The 20,678-nt window shown below is 64.6% G+C and carries 21 protein-coding genes and 1 CRISPR repeat array; of the genes, 4 read left to right on the top strand and 17 right to left on the bottom strand.

Translation table 11 applies throughout. From position 1 onward, the window contains the following. Positions 1-12 precede the first annotated feature (12 nt). From ACFOOL_RS02470 to ACFOOL_RS02535, 14 genes are all read right to left on the bottom strand, one after another. Positions 13-1,290 carry a TRAP transporter large permease gene (locus ACFOOL_RS02470; RefSeq protein WP_380094562.1) on the bottom strand — a complete coding sequence of 426 codons (1,278 nt, stop codon included), beginning with the start codon at positions 1,288-1,290 and terminating at the stop codon, positions 13-15. Next, positions 1,287-1,874: a TRAP transporter small permease gene (locus ACFOOL_RS02475; RefSeq protein ID WP_380094563.1), complete on the bottom strand. Its 588-nt coding sequence runs from the start codon at positions 1,872-1,874 to the stop codon at positions 1,287-1,289. Before ACFOOL_RS02475 ends, ACFOOL_RS02470 begins: the two co-directional genes overlap by 4 nt. 28 nt (positions 1,875-1,902) lie before the next feature. Further along, positions 1,903-3,096: a CaiB/BaiF CoA transferase family protein gene (locus tag ACFOOL_RS02480; protein WP_380094564.1), complete on the bottom strand. Its 1,194-nt coding sequence runs from the start codon at positions 3,094-3,096 to the stop codon at positions 1,903-1,905. A 112-nt stretch (positions 3,097-3,208) separates the two neighbouring features. Next, positions 3,209-4,975 carry a SulP family inorganic anion transporter gene (locus tag ACFOOL_RS02485; RefSeq protein ID WP_380094566.1) on the bottom strand — a complete coding sequence of 589 codons (1,767 nt, stop codon included), beginning with the start codon at positions 4,973-4,975 and terminating at the stop codon, positions 3,209-3,211. Positions 4,976-5,050: 75 nt separating this feature from the next. Beyond that, positions 5,051-5,377 carry a TIGR01244 family sulfur transferase gene (locus tag ACFOOL_RS02490; protein ID WP_380094567.1) on the bottom strand — a complete coding sequence of 109 codons (327 nt, stop codon included), beginning with the start codon at positions 5,375-5,377 and terminating at the stop codon, positions 5,051-5,053. A 38-nt stretch (positions 5,378-5,415) separates the two neighbouring features. Beyond that, positions 5,416-5,859, bottom strand: a complete 444-nt coding sequence (locus tag ACFOOL_RS02495) for a DUF6691 family protein (RefSeq protein WP_380094568.1) — start codon at positions 5,857-5,859, stop codon at positions 5,416-5,418. Positions 5,860-5,861: 2 nt separating this feature from the next. Beyond that, positions 5,862-6,287: a YeeE/YedE family protein gene (locus ACFOOL_RS02500; RefSeq protein ID WP_380094569.1), complete on the bottom strand. Its 426-nt coding sequence runs from the start codon at positions 6,285-6,287 to the stop codon at positions 5,862-5,864. Then, on the bottom strand, positions 6,284-6,505 hold the full coding sequence (locus tag ACFOOL_RS02505) for a YgaP family membrane protein (RefSeq protein ID WP_380094570.1): 222 nt from the start codon (positions 6,503-6,505) through the stop codon (positions 6,284-6,286). Before ACFOOL_RS02505 ends, ACFOOL_RS02500 begins: the two co-directional genes overlap by 4 nt. A 37-nt stretch (positions 6,506-6,542) precedes the next feature. Next, entirely contained in the window at positions 6,543-6,851 is a 309-nt protein-coding gene (locus ACFOOL_RS02510) for an ArsR/SmtB family transcription factor (protein ID WP_380094571.1), read from the bottom strand. Between the two features lie 5 nt (positions 6,852-6,856). Continuing rightward, positions 6,857-7,741: an MBL fold metallo-hydrolase gene (locus ACFOOL_RS02515; protein ID WP_380094573.1), complete on the bottom strand. Its 885-nt coding sequence runs from the start codon at positions 7,739-7,741 to the stop codon at positions 6,857-6,859. A gap of 229 nt (positions 7,742-7,970) precedes the next feature. Beyond that, positions 7,971-9,155 carry an NnrS family protein gene (locus ACFOOL_RS02520; RefSeq protein ID WP_380094575.1) on the bottom strand — a complete coding sequence of 395 codons (1,185 nt, stop codon included), beginning with the start codon at positions 9,153-9,155 and terminating at the stop codon, positions 7,971-7,973. Further along, complete coding sequence (locus tag ACFOOL_RS02525; RefSeq protein ID WP_380094576.1) at positions 9,152-9,901, bottom strand: ABC transporter ATP-binding protein; 750 nt, start codon at positions 9,899-9,901, stop codon at positions 9,152-9,154. Before ACFOOL_RS02525 ends, ACFOOL_RS02520 begins: the two co-directional genes overlap by 4 nt. After that, positions 9,898-10,734: an ABC transporter permease gene (locus tag ACFOOL_RS02530; RefSeq protein ID WP_380094578.1), complete on the bottom strand. Its 837-nt coding sequence runs from the start codon at positions 10,732-10,734 to the stop codon at positions 9,898-9,900. Before ACFOOL_RS02530 ends, ACFOOL_RS02525 begins: the two co-directional genes overlap by 4 nt. Positions 10,735-10,736: 2 nt before the next feature. Next, positions 10,737-11,729 (bottom strand): ABC transporter substrate-binding protein, encoded by a 993-nt coding sequence (locus ACFOOL_RS02535; RefSeq protein ID WP_380094580.1) that lies wholly within the window; start codon positions 11,727-11,729, stop codon positions 10,737-10,739. 279 nt (positions 11,730-12,008) lie between these two features. Between ACFOOL_RS02535 and ACFOOL_RS02540 the strand changes: the two genes are divergently transcribed. From ACFOOL_RS02540 to ACFOOL_RS02555, 4 genes are all read left to right on the top strand, one after another. Continuing rightward, positions 12,009-12,515, top strand: coding sequence for a periplasmic heavy metal sensor (locus tag ACFOOL_RS02540; RefSeq protein WP_380094582.1), 507 nt, complete (start codon positions 12,009-12,011; stop codon positions 12,513-12,515). Positions 12,516-12,583: 68 nt separating this feature from the next. Continuing rightward, complete coding sequence (locus ACFOOL_RS02545; RefSeq protein WP_380094584.1) at positions 12,584-13,114, top strand: cytochrome b; 531 nt, start codon at positions 12,584-12,586, stop codon at positions 13,112-13,114. Positions 13,115-13,132: 18 nt separating this feature from the next. Beyond that, entirely contained in the window at positions 13,133-13,828 is a 696-nt protein-coding gene (locus tag ACFOOL_RS02550; RefSeq protein ID WP_380094585.1) for a response regulator, read from the top strand. A gap of 3 nt (positions 13,829-13,831) precedes the next feature. Then, a complete protein-coding gene (locus ACFOOL_RS02555; RefSeq protein WP_380094587.1) occupies positions 13,832-15,049 on the top strand; it encodes a HAMP domain-containing sensor histidine kinase in 1,218 nt (405 codons plus the stop codon). Positions 15,050-15,265: 216 nt separating this feature from the next. After that, positions 15,266-15,895: direct repeats of the CRISPR family, unit length 36 nt; unit sequence GTTGCCGCTGGACCGCGATTTCTGAACTGCTAGGCT. 72 nt (positions 15,896-15,967) lie between these two features. Here the strand turns inward: ACFOOL_RS02555 and cas2 are convergent. From cas2 to cas9, 3 genes are all read right to left on the bottom strand, one after another. Further along, complete coding sequence (gene cas2, locus ACFOOL_RS02560) at positions 15,968-16,273, bottom strand: CRISPR-associated endonuclease Cas2 (protein ID WP_380094588.1); 306 nt, start codon at positions 16,271-16,273, stop codon at positions 15,968-15,970. A gap of 46 nt (positions 16,274-16,319) precedes the next feature. Continuing rightward, a complete protein-coding gene (cas1, locus tag ACFOOL_RS02565; RefSeq protein ID WP_380094590.1) occupies positions 16,320-17,237 on the bottom strand; it encodes a type II CRISPR-associated endonuclease Cas1 in 918 nt (305 codons plus the stop codon). A 133-nt stretch (positions 17,238-17,370) separates the two neighbouring features. Continuing rightward, complete coding sequence (gene cas9 / locus ACFOOL_RS02570; RefSeq protein ID WP_380094593.1) at positions 17,371-20,643, bottom strand: type II CRISPR RNA-guided endonuclease Cas9; 3,273 nt, start codon at positions 20,641-20,643, stop codon at positions 17,371-17,373. Positions 20,644-20,678: the final 35 nt, after the last annotated feature.

The raw sequence follows: 20,678 nt of genomic DNA on the forward strand, positions 1-20,678 counted from the left end.
CTCCTCCGAATTTCAATAACCGAGTAGGACCGTGCTCAGGGCCGGGACGTAGCTGATGATGGCGACGTTGATCACCAGCACGGCCAGGAAGATCAGCAGCGGGCGGATAAGCTGTTCGAGCTTGAGATTGGCGATCTGGCAGACCACGAACAGATTGACCCCGACAGGCGGCGTAACCATGCCGATGGCGAGATTGACGATGATCACCATGCCGAAATGGATGGGATCGATGCCGAAGGAAACCGCCACGGGGGCCAGGATCGGCGCCAGAATGAGAATGGCGGCCAGCGCTTCGACGAACATGCCGATGAAGAACAGCAGGATATTGACCAGCAGCAGGAAGATCAGCGGATTGTCGGTGATCTTGCCGAGCAGGATCGCCACCTGCTGGGGCACCTGGTTGATGGTGAGCAGATAGGCGAACACGGCCGCGAAGGCGACGATCAGCATGATGATCGCCGACATGACCGCCGAACGGCCGAGAACGGTCAGCAGGTCCTTGAAGGCCACTTCCTTGTAAATGAACATGCCGACGACCAGTCCGTAGATCACGGCCACGCAGGACGCCTCGGTGGGGGTGAAAAAGCCCCCATAGATGCCGCCGAGGATGATGACGGGCATGAGCAGGGCCAGGATCGATTCGCGGAAGGCGCTCCAGATACCCCAGAGCCAGTCGCGCAGATTGATCGGGGTGACCTCGTCGAAGCCCTTGATGCGGGCGACCACGCACACGGTGATCACGAGAGACAGGGTGATGAGCAGGCCCGGCAGGATACCGGCGATGAACAGCGACGCCACCGAGACATTGGCCGCCAGCCCATAGACCACCATGGGGATGGAGGGCGGGATGATGGCGCCCAATTCGCCTGAGGCCGCTGCGGTCGCCGCCGCGAAAGCCTTGGGATAGCCCTTGCGCTGCATGGCGGGGATGAGCGTGGACCCGATGGCGGCAGTGGTGGCGGACGAGGAGCCGCAAACCGTGGAGAACATCATCGAGGTGATGACGGCCACCGCACCCAGTCCACCACGGATCCAGCCGACAAACGCATTGGCCAATCCCACGAGACGGCGGGCAATGCCGCCCGATTGCATGAGATTACCGGCCAGTACGAAGAAAGGGATGGCCATGAGGCTGAACGAATCCAGCGACTGGAAGGCGGTCTGCAGCACGATCATCAGCGGCCTGCCGCTGCTTTGCAGCGCCACAACGGCCGAAAGCGCCAGCGCCACCATGATGGGCGCGCCGATGAACATGATGCCGAGGAAGGACAGCGAGAGCGCGGCGATCATGGCTTGGTTCCTTGATGGGAGAGGATTTCGGCAGCGTCTTCGTCGATCTCGACGTCATGAAGCCCCTCTGCGCCGATGATCTCGCCGATCATATGCAGCACGGTATTGGCAGCCATCAGCGCCGCCCCCAGGAGAATCCAGGCATAGACAAAGGCCATGGGCATACGCATGACGGGGGACCATTGACGCAGTCCGAATTCGACGAGCGCCGCCGCCTGCCAGACGATGAGCAAGGCGAAGCCAAGCGTCAGCAGATGTGCGAAGGCGCGCATCCAGCGGGCCAACCTGGAGGGCATCATGGAGACGAAGGCATCGACGCCGATCAGCCGCTTCTGGAACGCGGCGACCGCGCCGCCCAGAAAGACGCTGGCCACCATCAGATAGCGCGCCACTTCTTCGGTCCAGGGGGCCGATAGACGAATGCCGCTATAGCTATAGAGCAGCCGCACCGATACCGAGACGGCGATGGCCGCAACCATGCCGCCCAGCAACAGGCCGGCGAGCTTGGTGGCCCAGTCGTTCACCACCGCCATGGCGGCACGACAGGCCTCATAGCGCGGATGCGCAAAGGTTTTATCGCTCAAGAATTCCTCCCCCGTTGTCCAATGAGCGTCAGTCCTGCGCGGCCCCTACGGCACGCGCTGCAATCAGCTCTGAAATCTCAACGTCCGAATAATCGAGCGAGCGCAGGATTTCCCTTGTCTGGGCGCCCAGGGGCTGCGGTGGCATGGCCACCTCGGCGGCGGCGCCGTCATAGCGGATCGGATGGTTGACGAGACGGATGGCGCTGCCGGTGGCGCCGGCGACTTCCACGAAGCTGCCATTGTGGCGCACCTGCGGATCATCCAGCACCTCGGCATAGTCATTGACGACCGAATGCCAGACCCCTTCGGCCGCAAGGCGCGGCAGCCAATGGGCGGTGGGCCGGGCGGCCAGCGCCCCGGCCACGATAGCCGCGACCTCGTCGCGCCGGTCATATTGTGCGTTCTTGTCGAAATCGTTGAGCTGCGGCCGCTCGATCGCCCGGGCCAACAGGGCGATGTCACCCAGGGAAATGGCCAGCTCGCCATCGCTGGTGGAATAGATGCCGTAGGGGGCGGCGAAATACCATCCGCCGATATTGCGCGGCTGGTGAACGGTATCGGGCTGCTCGCCATTCATATAGCAGGTAAAGGATTCCACCTGCAGGTCGATGGCGGCGGAAAGCAGGCTCACATCCACCCGCCCGCCCCTGCCGGTACGCTGGCGCCGCACAAGCGCACCGACGATGCCCAAGGCGAAAAGCGCCGCGCCATGGTGGTCGGCAGCCGAGACCCCCACCGGCCGAGCGCCTTCTGCGGAGCCGGTGATCTTGGCCAATCCCGACATGGCTTGGATCAGGAGGTCCTGCCCGGGACGATCGGCATAGGGACCATCCGCTCCGAAACCGGATGCGGCCGCATAGATGAGACCTGGATGGCGCTGAAGAAGCTCGTCACTTCCCAGGCCCAGCCTCTGCATGACGCCAGGGCGGAAGTTTTCGGCCAGCACGTCGGCGCGGGCAATGAGCCGCTCCATGACCGCTCGTCCGCCGGCGCTCTTCATGTCGAGCGCTAGGCTCTTCTTGTTGCGGTTGCCGGCCAGAAACAGCATGGACTGGCCATCCACCCGTTTGTTCGCGCCGCCCCAGCTGCGTTGAAAAGCGCCGTCCAGCGGCTCCACCGCGATGACCTCCGCCCCCATATCGGCGAGATATTGCGCGCCCACGGGTCCCAGCAGGAAGTGGTTAAGGCTAACGACGCGAACTCCGCTCAACAGATCCAGCACAGGCACCCCCATAAACACACGACCTTTCACTAACTATACAGCCGGTATGTGTCAAGGCGTGTAATCCGAGGCATGTGCCTTCATGCTCATCCGGACATATCGATATTCGGCTTTACCGCGCCTGAGCGCCGCTTGCTGCGTCCATCGTGCTTCTGCCGCGCGCTTGGCATTGCGAGCGCACTTCCGAGACCGCCCCATGCTGGCTGAGATGGACCTCGCCATTGAGATGCTCGAGGAACTCCGTGCCCTTGAGCCGGTCCATGACCGGTCCCTTGACCTCGGAGAGGTGGAAGCCGATGCCGGCATCGGCAAGGCGGCGGTTGATTTCTTCGAGGCTTTCGAGCGCCGAGGCATCGATGGCGTTGACGGCCGAGCACATCAGGATGACGTGCTTGAGCTCGGGGCGGTCCGCGACCTGGGCGGCGATGGTGTCTTCGAGGAAGCGTGAATTGGCGAAATAGAGGCTTTCATCGACGCGGATCGAAAGGATTTCCGGGTTGGTGAGCACGGAATGCCTCTCGACATTGCGATAGTGCTCGGTGCCGGGCACCTGGCCGACAATGGCGACATGCGGCTTGCTGGTTCGGTAAAGATGCAGCAGCAATGACAGCAGGACCCCGGCGACGATGCCCAGTTCCACCCCCCAGCCGAGCGTGACGGCGATCGTGGCGGCCATGGCGGCGAAATCGGATTTCGAATAGGCGAAGACCCGGCGCACCGCGCCCAAATCCACCAGCGTCAGCACCGCCACGATAATGGTGGCGGCCAGCGTCGCCTGCGGGAGATTGGCCAGCAAGGGGGTAAGAAACATTGCGGCGAGCGCGATGCCGATGGCAGTGAACACGCCGGCGGCGGGGGTCTGCGCCCCAGCATCGAAATTGACCACCGAGCGCGCAAAGCCGCCGGTGACGGGATAGCCCGAGGACAGGCCCGCCGCGATATTGGCGGCGCCCAGCCCGATCAGCTCCTGGTCGGGATCGATGCGCTGGCGACGCTTGGCGGCAAGGGTCTGGCCGACGGAAACCGATTCCACGAACCCCACCACCGAGATGAGGAAGGCCGGGGCCAGCAGCGCCGAGACGAGATCGAGCGACAGCGCGGGTACGCCGAAGGCCGGCAGGCCCTGCGGGATCTCGCCGACCAATGCGACGCCGCCCGCGCCCAGGTCGAGCCCGGTCGCAAGGGCTACGGTGGCGGCGACCGCCAGGATTGGCGCCGCCTTCGCCATCATGTCGGCAAGGCACGCCGGAACGCGTATGGCGACCAGCAGCGGCTTGAGATATTTGCGGGCGAAGAACAGCAAAGCCAGCACGCCGATACCGATGGCGAGCGTTGCCGGATTGATTGCCGTAAGATGGCCTGAAAGCGACATGGCGATTTCGGGCAGGGTGTTGCCGCCGCCTGGAACGCCGAGGATGTGGCGGAGCTGGCCGGCGGCGATCAGTAGGCCGGAGGCGGTGATGAAGCCCGAAATCACCGGATGCGAGAGGAAATTGGCGAGAAAGCCGAGCCGGAAAATCCCCATGGCGACGAGCATGCCGCCCGAAAGCAGGGCGAGCACGATAGCGGCGGTGAGATAGTCGAGCGTCCCCTCGGCGGCGATCTGCCCGACTGCGGACGCCGTCATCAGCGAGACCACGGCCACCGGCCCGACCGCCAGCGTGCGGCTGGTGCCGAAGATCGCATAGGCGACGAGCGGCAGGATCGAGGCATAAAGGCCCACTTCCGCCGGCAGGCCGGCCAGCATGGCATAAGCCAGCGATTGCGGGATCAGCATGATGGTGACGATCACCGCTGCCAGCAGGTCACTGCTCAGCATCGCTCCGTCATAGGTTCTGGCCCAGTGGAGGAACGGAAAAAAACGGGAGGCTTCGGGCATGCATGCTCGCCGGAAACGGGGAGGAGGAAAGGCGCTGCGGCGGGAAGCGCGGCAGCGCCCCGGACAGTTGCGGGATTACCGCCCCATTGTAGAATAGAGCGAGGCGGCCCTGCCCCCGGCACGGCAATAGCCCAGAACCGGCCCCTCGATCGCTGCCATCGCTTCGTTGAATTGGTTCACCTGTTGGGGCGACGGCGTACCGCTGACCGGGATGTGGACGGCTTTCATGCCGTATTTCTCAGCTTCGCGGGCGATCTCGGCGAAGGCGGGCTGGCCGGCATCTTCGTCGTCCGGCCGCGCGCAGACGATGGCGACATAGCCGTCCCTGGCCAGTTGCTCGATATCCTCCGGACGGATCTGCCCGGTGGCCGCGAAATGGTCGTCGATTTTGTTGATGTTCATTTTTCCGATTTTTCCAAAGAGGTTGAAGGGCCACATGATCAAACGACCTTCGCCGTCATGCGTGTCGCCAGCGAATGGCGGACGAGCCGCGCCAGCGCGATGCCCGCAATCATGGAGCCGACGAATAGCCATGCGTCCCCATGTCCAAGTCCAAGCGCGGGGATCGCCCCGCCAGGACAGAAGCCGGTGACGCCCCAGCCGATACCGAATATTGCCGAGCCGGCGACGAGCGGCAGGTCGAGATCGCGGCGCGTGGGCAGATGGAACAGACGGTCGAAAACCGGTGCCTTGCGCCTGAGGACGAAGGCATAGCCGATCGCCGTGACGATGAGGGCGCCGCCCATGACCAAGCCGAGCGAGGGGTCCCATGTCCCGGCGAAGTCGAAAAAGTTCAGCACCTTGGCGGGATTGGCCATGCCGGAGAGAGCGATACCGGAACCGAACACCAGACCGATGACGAGAGCGGAAACGATGCGGGCCACTATCACCCTCCCAGCAGATGGCGAACGACGAAGACGGTGATGGCGGTCGATGCCATGAAAACGAGCGTGGCGACGATCGAGCGCGGCGAAAGGCGTGCCATCCCGCAAACGCCATGGCCGGAAGTGCATCCCGATCCGAAATAGACGCCGATCCCGACCACCAGCCCGCCGGCGACCAGCCAGGAGGCGGGCGCCGGGCTTTCGAAGGGTACGGAAACGCCAGTGGCGCTCACGAGCAGTGCCGGGGCGCCGATGGCGCCGATGAGAAACGCCGCCCGCCAGCTCCAGTCATGGGAGAAAGGCGGGACGAGGCCGGAGAGGATGCCGGTCATGCCGGCGATGCGGCCGTGAAACGCCATCAGCAGCACGGCGGCAAGGCCGATCAGGCCGCCGCCGAACAGCGACGGCCATGGGGTGAATTCGGTCATTTGTCCTGGGTCTTCGCGGTCGAGAGATTGAAAATGGCGTAGGCGGGGCAGAAGCGGACGACACCGGTCACCGCCAGCACCGCTCCGACGATGACGAAAACCCAGGTCCAGACCGGATTGGCGAACAGCGCCCAGCCGGTGACGAAGGGAGCGATGACCAGCAGCACGCCAATGACGAGGCGGACGATACGGTCGGGCGTTCCGACATTGATCTTCATTTCAGTCTCCTTTGCTTGAGTGAGTGCGGCCTGCCTCTTACTTGCAGAACAGGTCGTGCATTGTGTGAACGAAGGTTTCGACGCGCGGGTCGGCGAGCCGGTAGAAGACCTGCTTGCCTTCCTTGCGCCCGACGATCAGCCCGGCCTCGCGCAATTCGGCAAGCTGTTGCGACAGGCCTGGCTGGCGGATGCCCAGCCCGTCCTCAAGCTGGCGCACCGACCGTTCGCCCTCGACCAGGGCACAGGCGACCAGCAGGCGGTCCGGATTGGCGAGCTTCTTGAGAAAGAGGGTCGCTTCGCCCACCTTGCCCTTGAGCTCCCTGGCTTCATCCGAAATCAGTATCATGTCCATCAATCGTCCCAGGCGGCGCCTTCGAGCAGGTTTATCGGGATCTTGAGATAGCGCCTTCCATTGTCCTCGGGTGCGGGCAACCGCCCGGCATTGGTGTTGATCTGCAAGGCGTGCAGGATCAGCTTGGGCATGGCGAGCGTCCTGTCGCGCGCCTCGCGCGCGGCCACGAACTCGGCCTCGGTCTTGTGAACCGACATATGGATGTTTTTCGCCTTCTGCTCGGCCACCGTCGACTCCCACATCGGATCGCGGCCACCCGGCTGGTAGTCGTGGCCGGTGAAGATGCGCGTCTCGCCGGGAAGGGCGAGAATGGCCTGGATCGACGTCCAGAGCTGGCTGGCGTCGCCGCCGGGAAAATCGGCGCGCGCCGTGCCCGAATCCGGCATGAACAGCGTGTCATGGACGAAGGCGGCGTCGCCGATGACATAGGTGATCGAAGCCAGCGTATGGCCTGGCGAGAACATCACCCTGGCATCGATATTGCCGAGCTTGAACGTCTCGCCATCGGCAAACAGCCTGTCCCATTGCGAGCCGTCCGCGGGAAAATCGGGCCAGTTGTAAAAACCCTTCCAGAGCTTCTGCACCTCGACCACCTTTTCACCGATGGCGGTCGGCGCGCCGGTCTTGTCCTTGAGATAGGCCGCGGCGGTGAAATGGTCGGCATGCGGATGCGTGTCGAGAATCCATTCGACCGCATAGCCCTTGTCGGCGATGAATTCGAGAATGGCATCGGCATGGGTGGTGGCCGTGGCGGCCGACTTCTCGTCATAGTCGAGCACCGGGTCGATGATGGCGCATTTCTTCGTTTGAGGATCGGCCACCACATATTGGATCGACCAGGTGCGCGGATCGAAAAAGCCGGTGACTTCAGGCTTGGCTGGCATGGATTTCCTCTTTCTCGCGTGACCGTAGCCGGGCACAGCTCACATAATTTCGATTTCATTTATTTGCAAGTATAATTATGCAATTATAATTCTGTTGCGCGGCGCCGCCACCGCCGCCTGCGCCACCAATGTCGCGCGGATATATGCGGCATCCACAAATTCATGATGCATGGCGCGACAGGGGAGTTGAAATGCAACCTGCTCAAAGGACGGCATCCCTGTTCCGCCGTCAATGCCGATCGAGCGTTTCCGCATCGCTGAGGGCGGGCCAATAATCCTGGAGCCAGAGCGCGAAGGCGGCAGCCCACAACAGCGCCGAGAGCAGATGCAGCGGGCCGGGCGGCCAGGGCATAAACCCCATTTCCGGCAGCGCCCGCAACAGCGCCGCCGCCCCCGCGAGGAGAAAGGCCGCCTGCGTCTGCCAGTGCAGGCCGAGCCCCTGCCCGGTGTGGAACCTCCCGGCAATGGCCAGAACGGCCAGCACGCCCAGCCCCAGCCCGCCCATCAGCGCCAGATGCAGGGGCGCGACCTCGCCCCAGGGTGCGCCCAGGCGCGAAGCGCCGAGCAGGATCAGTCCGGCGCCGGCAAAGCCGCTTGCCGCCATGAGAACGAGGATTTCCGACCGGAACGCCTCGCGCCCCACAAAGCCCTCGGCCATGCGATCCATGAAGCCGGCGCCGGCGGCGATCCACAAAAATCCGCTCACTCCCGGTGAAAGCCCGGCCAGTTCCCCCATGATGGCGAGGGCCACGAGGCCCGGGCCGAGATTGAGCCGCCCGGGATGGGGCCGGAAGGGGGAACTCGTCTCGGTGGGGTCGAGCACCACATTGGTGACCGGCACGGTGATCCGTGCCAGGGCGAGGCCGAGCAGGCCCAGGAACAGCAGTCCCGCCACCCGCAACGCGTCGGATGCGAGCGGCCCGTATCCCGTCATCATGTCCCAGCGCGCCACGGCGCCGGCCAGGCCCAGGGCGAAGATCCAGCCCATGAACGACAGGACGCGGGTGGTCCGAGCGTTCCAGGACACCCAGCCCAGCCACAGCACCAGCGCCGCAATCCACACGAGATCGGCCAGGGCCGAGAGTGGCAGCAGGATATCGGCACCCACCAGCCCGGCCATGCGCCCCACGCCCCAGAGCCCGGCAAGCCCCCACAGCGCCCGCCCCCGCGGCCGGGGCGAATTGGTCCATTCGGGGGCAGCGGTGGTCATGAAGCCGATCAGCGCCGCGCCCCAGGCCCCGAAAATCATCTCATGGGCGTGCCAGAGGCCCGGCGGGACATTGCGGGCCAGCGGCAGGTCGAACGACCACAGCGCCACCCAGAGAAAGGGCCAGAGCGCGGCGTGGATCGCCGCCAGGGGAAAGAAGATGCGGAAGCCTTCGTCCGACAGGACCCGATGCAGCGGCGGGGTCATGGCCGGGCCCTTTCGTCGATCTCGTGGATATGGGCGAACAGCGGATCGCGGTGCAGGAATTCCTGCCGCAGTACGAACCCCTCCTCCTCGCTGCGCATGCCGGGCTCTCCTGCCACGCGGCGCTCGCCGGCGATGCCGCGCCCGTCGGGGGCCAGGACGAGGATGCGATGGCTGATGCGGATCGCCTCCATGACGTCGTGGGTGATGAACAGCGCCCCGAACCGTCCGCCGCTCGAGGCGTCGATGACCAGATCCTGCATGCGGCGCTTGAGCGCCACGTCGAGCGCGGTGAACGGCTCGTCGAAAAAGATGAAGTCGGGCTCGTTGACCAGGGCGCGCGCGATGGCGGTACGCTGGCGCATGCCGCCGGACAGCTCGACGGGAAATTTGTCCAGATCCTCGGGCAGCAGCCCGGCGCGGACGGCCGCCGCCTCGATGCGCTCGGCCCGGTTCCGGCGCGGAGCGCGGACGAGGCGCAGCGGAAAACCGATATTCTGTTCCACCGTTGCCCAATACATCAGCCGCGGCTCCTGAAAGACCATGGCATGACGCGCATAGGAGCGGGTGACATGGCCCTCCTTCTGCTCGATCAGGCCGGCGGCGATATGGGCGATGGTGGACTTGCCCGACCCCGAAGGGCCCAGCAGGGAGACGACTTCGCCCGGGCCGACGGCCAGGTCGACGCCCTCGAGCACGGTGCGGCCGAAAAAGGCATGGCCGATGCCCCGCAGCGCCAGCAGGTTCATCGTTTCACGCCCCACGGCGCGGCGGCATCGCGCCAGCGCTCGAGTTCGGCCTTGGCCGGGCGCACGAGGCCATATTCGACCGCCAGCAGCGCCATCACCGCCAGCGCCACCCAGGCCAGGGCGCTGGAGATATCGAGCATGGAGCGCGCCCGGGCCAGCGCGCCGCCCACCCCGCCGGCATTGGCCAGCAGTTCGGCCATGACCGCGACCTTGAAGGCGGTGCCGAGCGCCAGGATCAGCGCCGGCAGCAGATGCACGGCGATCTGGCGGGAGGCGACATGGGTGAAGCGGCGGATCGCCCCGGCGCCGAAAAGCTGCGCCATGGAATCGAGGCCCCGGTCGCGAGTGACCACCCCCTCCACCGCGCCGACAAAGACGATCGGCAGGGCCGATATCAGGATGGTCGCGGCCACGGTGGCGCTGCCGGTTCCGAACCAGATCATCGCCAGGACGATCCAGGCGATGGGCGGCACGCCCAACAGCACGGTCACGATGGGCCGGGATACCCGCAGCGTGGCCGGCGAATAGCCCGCCGCGATCCCTGCGACCCCGCCGAGAAGCGCACAGGCGCCGAAACCCTGCAGCGCCCGCGCGCTGGTCAGCAATAGCAGGTCGCGCGCCGAGCCGTCCGTGAGCAGGCGAGCCGCCGCCGAAAGCGTCGCCAGCGGCGCCGGCAGGATGAAATCCCCATAGGCCTCGTGGCCCGCCTGCCAGAGCGCGGCGAGCAGGCACAGCCCGGCCAGCCCCGCCCAGCCCGACCAGATGAACCGGCCGAGCCGCGCGAGGCGCTCGAGGAGCCACCCGGACCGTCGGGCGATGCCCGCTTCGCTCATGGTCAGCTCAGGGCGTAGAAACCATCGTCGGGCAGGCTGCCGCCGATGATCGCCGCATCGCTTTCGGCCATCAGCGAGAGCATGGCCTCGATTTCAGCGCGGATGGAGCCGGCGGGCCGGGCCACCAGCGCCGAATGCGGAATCGAGGCCGCCAGCACCGGCGCGGGCAGTTCGAGCGGGCCGCTGGCATCGGCGGCGGCCTTGGCCGGATCGGCGTTCACCGCCGCGTTCGCCTCGACCAGAATCTCATGCAGCGGCGCGATCAGGTCGGGATTGGCCTCGGAAAAACCCTTGGTGACCGCCAGGCCGGCCTGGGGGATCATGGCGCCCAGCCCCGTCTGCCGGCCCCATTCCTGCTGGATATCGATCACCCGGGCGAGATCCAGCCCGGCTTCCCTGCCGCGCGAGATCGCCACGGTGGAGAAAGGTTCGCTCAACAGCGCGACCTCGATCTGGCCGGCGAGCAGCAATTGTGCCGACTCGGCCGGCGAGCCGGTGGCGACGATCTCCACGCTGTCGACGAGGCCTTCCTTGGCCAGCAGGGCGCGCAGGATCAGATCGGGCGTGTCGTTGACGAAATGCACCGCGATCCGCTTGCCGGCCAGATCGGCGAAGGCTCCGACGCTTCCCTGGGCGGCGACGACATAGATGAGGCCATCGGTCATCGCATTGACCAGCCTGACGCCCATGCCACGATTGTAGAGATTGGCGGCCGCCTGCACCGGCACCACCGAAAGGTCGATCTGGCCCGAGGTCAACCCGGCGCGCAGCTCGTCCGGATTGCGCCAGACGGTCAGCGACACGTCCTCCGCCAGATCGGCAAGGGCACCGGAGGCGACGGCGTGAGCGAGCGTGATCGTGGGCGAGGCCGGCGGACCGTAAAGGGCGAGCCTCGCAATGGGCGCCGCCCGCAGGATGGTGGGCGCGGCAAGGCTCAGCGCCAGCCCCGCGGACCCGACCAAGACCGAGCGGCGGCTAAGGGGAAAAGTGGACATGATGCCTCCTTCGAGCAAGAAATTGGCCCTGGAACTGACGCGAAATGACTATGTTCTGGCGATCGTGCAGCCATGGGCGGAGGCAGGATACATTAAGATGAGTACGAAGTTCATCTTTTAGTTCGGCAAGCGCTGGTCAAGTCGTCGCAGCCCTGCCTGGGCCTTGATGATGGGCTCATGCTTGATAAATCTTCACATTAGCCATGAACGGGAGCAACACCAGGGCTCCATCTTCGCCTCATCACGGCAATAGGGCCGTAATGGACAAGGAGATAGGACATGGCACAGGAACGCAGAAGCACCCGGACGGTGCTGCTCGCCGGCATCGTCGTTCTGGGTCTTGGCGCAATCGGCGCCGTTGGAGCGGTTCAGGCAGGCGATCCCTTTAACGGCATGTGGGGCCACGGCGGCATGGGTGGCTCCGGCTTTGGCGGCCCGATGATCGGCTCCATGCTCGATCGTGCCCTGGGCTCGGTCGACGCCAGTGACGCGCAACGCGCGGAAATTCGCGGGATCGTGGACGAGGCGAGCGCCGAGATCGGCGCGATGACCGCCGATGCCGACACCATGAAGAAGCAGGTGGCGACGCTGCTCGCCGCCGAGACCATCGATCGTGCCGCATTCGAAACCCTGCGCCGGCAGGCGCTCGAGACGGGCGACGCGGTTTCGGCCCGGGCGCTGGAGGCTTTCCTCGACGCCGCCGAAGTTCTCTCCCCCGATCAGCGCACCATTCTGCTTGAGCAGCAGAATGGCTTCGGCCCGCGCTTCGGCCTCGGCCGCCGCTGACCGCGCCCTTGCCGGCGCCTTCCAGGCGCCGGCAAGGATAGTGTTCCTGCAATCGAAAGCTTATCCCAATGAAAAGCCGTCCTGACCAATATGGCAGCGTCGCCGTCACCATGCACTGGCTCAGCGCCATCGCCATTCTTGTCCTGCTCGGCTCCGGCTTCGGAGCCGCGATGACAATCGATCCGGCCATCAAGATAATGCTGCTGCAACTGCATGTGCCTTTGGCGATCATCGTCCTGGCATTGACGCTCGCGCGTATCGCCTGGTGGCTGCTGGCAGATCGCAAGCCGGCACCGATCGCCGGCACGCCTGCCTGGCAGGAGGCTCTGGCTCGCTTTACCCACCGGCTGCTCTATCTGGTCCTTGTGATCATGCTCGCCAGCGGCATCGGCCTGCTGGCGATGAGCGGGGCCGGAAGCATACTGCTGTCTGGCGCCGGCACGCTTCCCGATTTCACCCAGTTTCCGCCGCGCATGGCCCATGGCCTGGGCGCCTTCGCGCTCATTGCCCTGCTGGCCGCCCATGTCGGCGCGGCGCTTTACCACCATCTGGTTCGGCGCGACGCTATTTTCCGGCGCATGTGGTATGGGCGACAATAGCGGGTGGAAGGCTGGGGCATGGCGGACGCTATCCTGATCATCGACGACGATACGCGGCTCTCCGCCATGCTGCGCGACTATCTCGAAGGCAATGGCTTTGCCGTGCACACGGCCGCCACTGCCACGTCCGGGCTGGCCGCTCTCGCCCGCCACCGCACCGACGCGGTGATCCTCGACGTCATGCTGCCCGATCTCGACGGCTTCGAGGTGTTGCGCCGCCTCCGCGTGACCTCCGACGTGCCCGTGCTGATGCTGACGGCCAAGGGCGACGAGACCGACCGCATCGTCGGGCTCGAGATCGGCGCCGACGACTATTTGCCCAAGCCGTTCAGCTCGCGGGAACTGCTTGCACGGCTGCGGGCGATCCTGCGCCGCCGCACCGGCCCCGCCGCGGCCGGCGTGCTGCGTTTCGGGCGGCTGGAAATCGATCCGGGCGCACGCGAAGCGCGGCTCGATAGAAACCATTGCGACATCACCGGCCACCAGTTCGATATCCTGCTCGCCCTGGCCGAGAGCGCCGGGCGGATTCTTTCGCGCGACCAGTTGATCGACCGGGTACGCGGCGTGAACGGCGACGCCTTCGACCGCTCCATCGATGTCCATATCTCCCGCATCCGCGCGGCCATTGAGGACGATCCGAAACATCCCCGCCGCATCGTGACGGTTCGCGGCGCCGGCTATGTCTTCGCCCGCCGCCAGGACGGGGATGGCTGACCGATGCGCAGCCGCTTGTTTCTCAAGATCTATCTCACCATCCTTGGCAGCATCGCGATCCTGGCGGTGACCGGGTTCGCGGTGATCGCCCTGCTGCTCGGCTCCGGCGAGGATCGGAATTTCTTCGCCGAGCGCGCTGCGGTGATTGCCGCCGGCCTGCCGGAAGACGCCGAGCCTGGCCTGCTCCAGGCCAGTCTCGACCGGATCGGCGCCGCAAGCGGTGCGGAACTGACGGTGCAGGATGCACAGGGCGCGGTCCTGGCGCAATTCCAACCCTCGCCGCCGGCGGCCCATCGCTTCGAGCCGGTCGTGATACCCCTGTCCGATGGGCGGACGCTGACCGTCCGGCTCGAGCCGCCCTTCGGGCCGCGGCGCGGCAATCCGCTGATCCCGCTCGCCCTCGTCAGCGGCCTTACCGCGCTGATCGCCTGGCCGGTGGTCCGCCATTTGACCCGGCGCCTCGAAAAGCTGCGTGTCAGCGTCGAGGCCTGGGGAGCGGGTGACCTGGCGGTGCGCGCGCCGATTCTGGGCAGCGACGAGATCGCCGTGGTTGCCGAAAGCTTCAACCACGCGGCCGAGCGTGTCGAAACGCTGATCGCGGCCAATCGCGCATTGCTGGCCAATGCCAGCCATGAATTACGCTCTCCCCTCGCCCGTCTGCGCATGGGCGTCGAACTGTTCGAGACCGATCCCAGCCCGGCGCGACGCGCGGAGATAGACCGCAATCTTGGCGAACTCGACACGCTGGTGGGTGAAATCCTGCTCTCGAGCCGGCTCAGCCACGCCGGGACCACTGGGCCGTTGCAGCGCCTCGACCTCTTGGCTCTGGCCGCCGAGGAGGCCGCGCAGGCCGGGCTCGAGGTCGCGGGCATATCGGCGGAGATTTCAGGAGACCCGCAGCTGCTGCACCGCCTGGTGCGCAATCTGCTTCAGAACGCGTTGCGCCATGGCCGCCCGCCGATCGAGATCACTGTTTCTCATGCGGCCGGGAAGGCCGAACTGGCGGTCCGCGACCATGGCGCGGGGATTCCGGAACGGGATATGGGCCGGGTTTTCGAGCCCTTCTATCGGCCCGGCGGCCATGGCGAAGCCGCCGGCGGCTGGGGGCTGGGCCTGGCGCTGGTCCGCCAGATCGCCGAGGAGCACGACGGCACGGTGCGCTGCGAGGCTCCTCCGGACGGCGGCGCCCGCTTCATCGTCACCCTGCCGCTGAGGTCGTGATCGCGCGCCGTGATCCTGCTCCTGGTATCCGCGCGAGGCGGCCGTCACCGCCCCGACCGTGCTGCAATCTGGCCGCCTGCGTCAAGGCGGCCCTGGCGCTGCAGGGCCACGGCTTCGGTGCCCCCATCGCCCGCAGAGCGGCGTTTGTCCTGCCGGCCTTGCCGAAATCAAAAAAACCCTCGCCGCGCTGACAATTTCCTGAAAGCGGATCGCTCCGTTGCCATTGGACCGCGATTTATGAACTGCTAGGCTGACCTGCTCATCCGTGATCGTCACGGCCTTGTTGCCGCTGGACCGCGATTTCTGAACTGCTAGGCTGCATCGAGGAAGACGCGCTCTATGTGACGCGTTGCCGCTGGACCGCGATTTCTGAACTGCTAGGCTAATGACCGCGCCCGCCAGGTGCTGCGCGAAGTTGCCGCTGGACCGCGATTTCTGAACTGCTAGGCTCACTCCGGACAGGTCGAACCCCGCCGCGGTGTTGCCGCTGGACCGCGATTTCTGAACTGCTAGGCTCGATCACGCGCTTCATTCGACGGCTGTTTTGTTGCCGCTGGACCGCGATTTCTGAACTGCTAGGCTCGATCACGCGCTTCATTCGACGGCTGTTTTGTTGCCGCTGGACCGCGATTTCTGAACTGCTAGGCTACATGCAGGTCGCCATGTGGGGTGCCGAGAGTTGCCGCTGGACCGCGATTTCTGAACTGCTAGGCTAATTCCGGTCGGTGGCCGACGCGGACCATGGTTGCCGCTGGACCGCGATTTCTGAACTGCTAGGCTGCGCTTGGAGGTGTTGAGAGTCTTGATGGTGTTGCCGCTGGACCGCGATTTCTGAACTGCTAGGCTCGATACCGACCGAATTCTTTGTTTTTCAACGAGAATTTGGCGGTATCGGTGCCGGCAAAAAGCGTTGAAGTTTTAGAAAAGGGCCATCTGGCTGGGATTTTTCTGACTGGGTCTTCGACCCTGGTCTGAAAAGCGAACGATGTTTTCATATTGGCGGTCGGTGAATTGGAATATGTATACATCGCCGAACTCGGGAAGTTTCGCTTCGATCTTTCGAGTATATGACTCGAACTGTTCCTTGCCGTTGCAGAATCTAAGGTAGTTGGAAAGCTGACTCATTTCAAAGCCTAAATCGAGCAGCGCCATGCGAAACTTGGTGGCGGCGTGGCGCTGGGCTTTGGTTTCTACCGGCAGGTCGAAAGTGACGAGCATCCACATGAGCTGGTATCCGCTTAGGTGAGTCGTACCCGAATTGGCTCTTCGTTCACGCATCGCCTGCGTCAACGACAGCATTGGCGGGAATTGGCGGCTTGGGAAATTCGAGCGCCGCTACCCTGGTCTCGAAACTTACGGCCAGCGAGTGAACGAAGCGCTGTACCTGTACCGAGAGCGGAGAGAGGCCCGAAGGACCGGGCAGATCGAGCGTGGCGATGGCGGTGAGCGCCTGCTTCGTGGCGGAATCCACTTCTGACTGTCCAGCATGCACGAGATCAAGCACGAGCTGATCGACCAGGGGACGGTAAGGCTCCATCAGGTCGTCGGCGAGAGCGAAAGCATTGGCGCGATTGGCGTGAAAAATACCGACGGTAGGATGCAGGCCCGCCGCACATATGGCGCGCGAGACGATGGCGCGCAGCACCGTATAGCCATAATTGAGCAGGCTGTTGATGCCGGCCGCGTCCCGGTCGCGCGAAAAGCCTGCGCCGAAAAGGGCCTTCCAATAGCGGCGAGCGGCCTGGGCCTCGATATTGTCGGGATCGCCGGAGCGCACTTTTCGCGCCAGAAGCTCGAAAGCGCCCGCTTCCTGGCCATTACGGTCTAGAATGTGGCCCTGCATGCGGATCTTGGCCTTGATGACCTTCGCCCAGAGTTGCTTGGCCAGAGGGCGTGAGCCGGCCAGTTGGGCGCGCATGCGCGCGCCTTGCAGATGGTGCCCTTCGAGCGGCCAGACCATGGCGGATGGCGCATGATTGGTGCCGCAGATAACGACGGGAATGCCGCGATCGCTCAGCCGGGTGAAAACGCTGGTGGACCAGGTGGTGCCGTGGGCGTGGACAATGAGGGCGCCAATATCCTCGAGCGGGATGCGGCCACGCTCTTCATCGCCGGAAGTCACGGTCAAAAAACCGCGATGCACGGCAAGAAAAAGATTGTCCGTCTCTATATCAACCACGCGCTCCATGGATCGGAGCGTAATTTATCGACCCGTTTTTACAATATTGATCGAGAATTTACCTTAACCACGACGGCATCTTCCTTGGCGCATTGGAAATTCCCGCTTTGTCCGGAGCGGGGCGGCAGGTAGGCGCGCCCTTCTAGCCCTCTGCGCCACGACGCTTTAACTGGCGGACGGCACCGATCTCGTCGACATGCAGCTTGCGCAGGTTGATTTTCTTCAAACCGCCGGCGGTGGGCGCGAAATATTTGAACGGATCGAAAACCGGATCGCCGTTTCGGTCCCGAACACCGCGCGCTATGGCTTCTTCTTCCGTGTTGGGCAGGGCGTCGCGGCGTTTGAGGTCGCCGGAGGCGGTGTGTGGCACGAGGGTGATCTGACCGTTCTGGCCGAATTTGACGACGACGCCGATCGTTTCGCCGTCGCGGGGATGGTCATAAGCCACCATATCGCCCTGCTGGAGAAAGAGAATGCGGCGAGCGGCGGGATGGGGGCGCAGGCTGCTCCAGTCGAAATCGGGCTGGTGGGCGTCAAAGAGCGTAACGACCTTGGCGAGCCATTTTCCATCGGGCATTTCCCAGACGTCATAGCGATAATTGGCGTCGCCCTTATAGCCCTTATAGGCGCGGCCGGCGGCGTCGCGGATGGCGATGACTTTGAGACCTTCCGTCAGGCGCACATGGCGGATGCCGCCAAATTTGAGATCGTTCTCCTTGAAGGCCAGCAGGGCCGTGCCAAAATCCTTGCTCCCCGCTATGGCCGCGTGCAGTCGCGCACGCAGCTCCGCATCCCGAATATTGGGAACGTCCTTGTCGGTGAGCGAGAGGAAGGGCTTGCGGCGCACCACGATGGGATTGCCGCGACGGTCCACGTCATCGGTGAGGCCATAGGCGGTGTCGTTATGTAACTGGCCGGCGGTCTGACCCATCTGACCCTTGCGGGGAAAGGTGCCGTGATCAGGCTTGTGGCTGACCACGATGCGCTCGATGACGGCCTTGAGGTCGTCGCGGAAGCCCGGCCAGGGCGAGTCGATCTTGCCGATGGTTTCTTCGAGCGCCAGCGCTTCGCGGGTGCCGGCTGCCGTGGCAATGCGCTGCAGTAGAGCGCGCGTCGTGACGCCGACCACGGCGGCGTCGATGGCGTGGTGCCGGTGGTCGTTGCGGTTTTTCTGGTTGTGGTCGGCCAGGATGGAATTGAGGCCCCATTGGCGGCGCAGCATCTCGGTCATGCGGCCGGTAATGACGCGCACGTGGTTTTTGCGCGTGAGTTCGCCCCAGGCGTCGGGCTCCTCGTCGGGATAGAGCGCTGCCATATATTCATGCGCGAGGCGCGAGAGATATTGCGTGTCGGTCAATTGCCGGGCAAGGAAAGTTTCCTCGTCGGCAAATTTCTTCATGGCGTCGCGGCCGAAACGCCAGCGTTTGTTGAGCGGCAGGCGATTGGCACGCTCGAGGATCTCGTCGTAGCGCACCTGCCATTGCGGCACTTCGGCGGGGGCATGGTTGGCCTTCTGGCGATTGCAGGTCACATGACAGACGATCCGGTTGGCCTGGCTGTCATCGAGCGTTTTGGACCAGGGCAGGATGTGGTCGATGTCGATCTCGCTCGAAAACAGCGTCCCGATACCGATGGGCTCGCCGCAATAGATGCAGACGCGGTTTTCCGGCGCGCGCAGATCGAGTTCTTCCCAGAGCTTGAGAAGAACACGGTTATAGCCGGTGTCCGGCACGCCCAGCTCAACCAGCTTGGCCGAGCGCTGTTCGGCGGCGCGGGTATTGCGGGCGATCTCGATGTTCTTTTCGCGCTTCTGCTCGTCGCTGAGCTTGAGGTCGCGGGCCAGTTCGATGGCGATCTGTTCGGGTTTGCCGTGGCGACGGATCAGCGCGTTGAGCACGCGGCGCAACTGGTTGAGGCCGATATGGACCGTCGGATTGGTGATGCGGCCCTTACGCACGTCATAGGGATCGTCCGGGACTTCGGTTCCGGGCGGAATCCGGCGGGCGATCACTTCCTGATATTTCGGCAATTCGTCATGGTCTTCGCCGCGGGCGAGCAGGGCATGGTCATAGCCGGCGCGCTTGGCGGCTTCGGCTTCGGGAATAACATCGGCCTTGAGTTCCGCCAGCATTTCGGTGAGCGCGGTTTCGCCCAGGCGCCCATGGCCTTCGGGCAGGCGCGCGGCGAGGATGGCATCGATGCGCTCGGGCGGCAGGGCATAGTTCTGCTCCAGCCAGGCCGTCAGTTCCAGCGGGTCCTCGGTCGTGTGCAGCGTGTCGACGATGGCCCAGCGCTCGTCGAGCGGCATCGAGAACCAGGGCTGCCCGAATCGGGTTTTGGCCGACAGCTCGGCGGCGACCTCGTCGCCCTTCATCTTGATGCGGCTTTCGGTTTCCTTGTTGAACCTGGTGCCGGCCGGCGCCCGGGCCGTTTTGCGCAAGGCGGTAAAGCCGGCTTCGCGCTGGGCCTTCAATTGAGTGACGAGGGCGTCACGCTGATCGAGCGTCAGCTTTGCCGATTGCTGGGCGCGGTTGACCAGAGCCAGTTCGTTGACTTCCTTGTAGAGCCGGAATTCCTGAAACAGCGGATGGGCGCGCGGCAGGCGCTTTTCAGCCGGATTGAAGCTGCAATGGCCCACCTGCACGGGTTTCAGGGGACGCTGGTAGAAGATGACCGTTTCGAGATGCTGCCGGCGCTCCTGGGTCAGCATTTGGGGATAATGGGCCGCCTGTGCGCTCCAGATGGCATCGAATTCGGCGCGCAAAAGACTGCGTTCGGGATAAAAGCCATAGCCTTCCTCGGGCTTGTCGTCCTTGCCCGGCATGCGGGAGGGCCGGACGCGCACCCATTTGCCGTCCAGGCGGCGGCGGTGGAGATATTCGCCGAAGGTGCGGGCGTCGGCATGGCCGATCTCGGCCTTGAGCCGGGAAATGCCCTCGGCGATCTTGCCCTGATCGTTGTCGCGCCGGTCGGTCTTGCGATTGGACTTGAAGCCACGGCGCTGGTTGAGGTGGAATAGCGCACGGCCGATATGGTGCGGCGGCAGCTTTTCATCGAGCGCCCGGGCGCGCAGGGCATAGACATCGCTGGCAGGCTGGTCGGCGCGCTTGTCGTTGGTTTCGGCAACCAGCGCGCGGCGGGCGGCCGGATCGTCGGGCATGAGGCCATATTTGACCAGGGTGCGGATGACGGCCTTGCGGCGGCGCTTGTAGCGGTCGCGGCGGCGGGCCATGCCCCGGGCCAGGCGCCGGCCTTCGGCGAGCGAAGTGCCCGATTTGGGCTCGCGGCCATCGGAAAAGATGCGGACACCGGAGGCAAGGATGCCGACAGGATCGTGCAGGCGGTCGAGTGCAAAGACGCACCAGCCGATGGAATTGGTGCCGATGTCGAACGCAAAGGATAGCTTGGCCTGCATGCAACTCCCCCCAGAAGTCACTGCCTCAGGATATT

Origin of the sequence: Devosia honganensis (genome assembly GCF_042648785.1) — a bacterium.
Classification (GTDB): Bacteria; Pseudomonadota; Alphaproteobacteria; order Rhizobiales; family Devosiaceae; genus Devosia; species Devosia honganensis.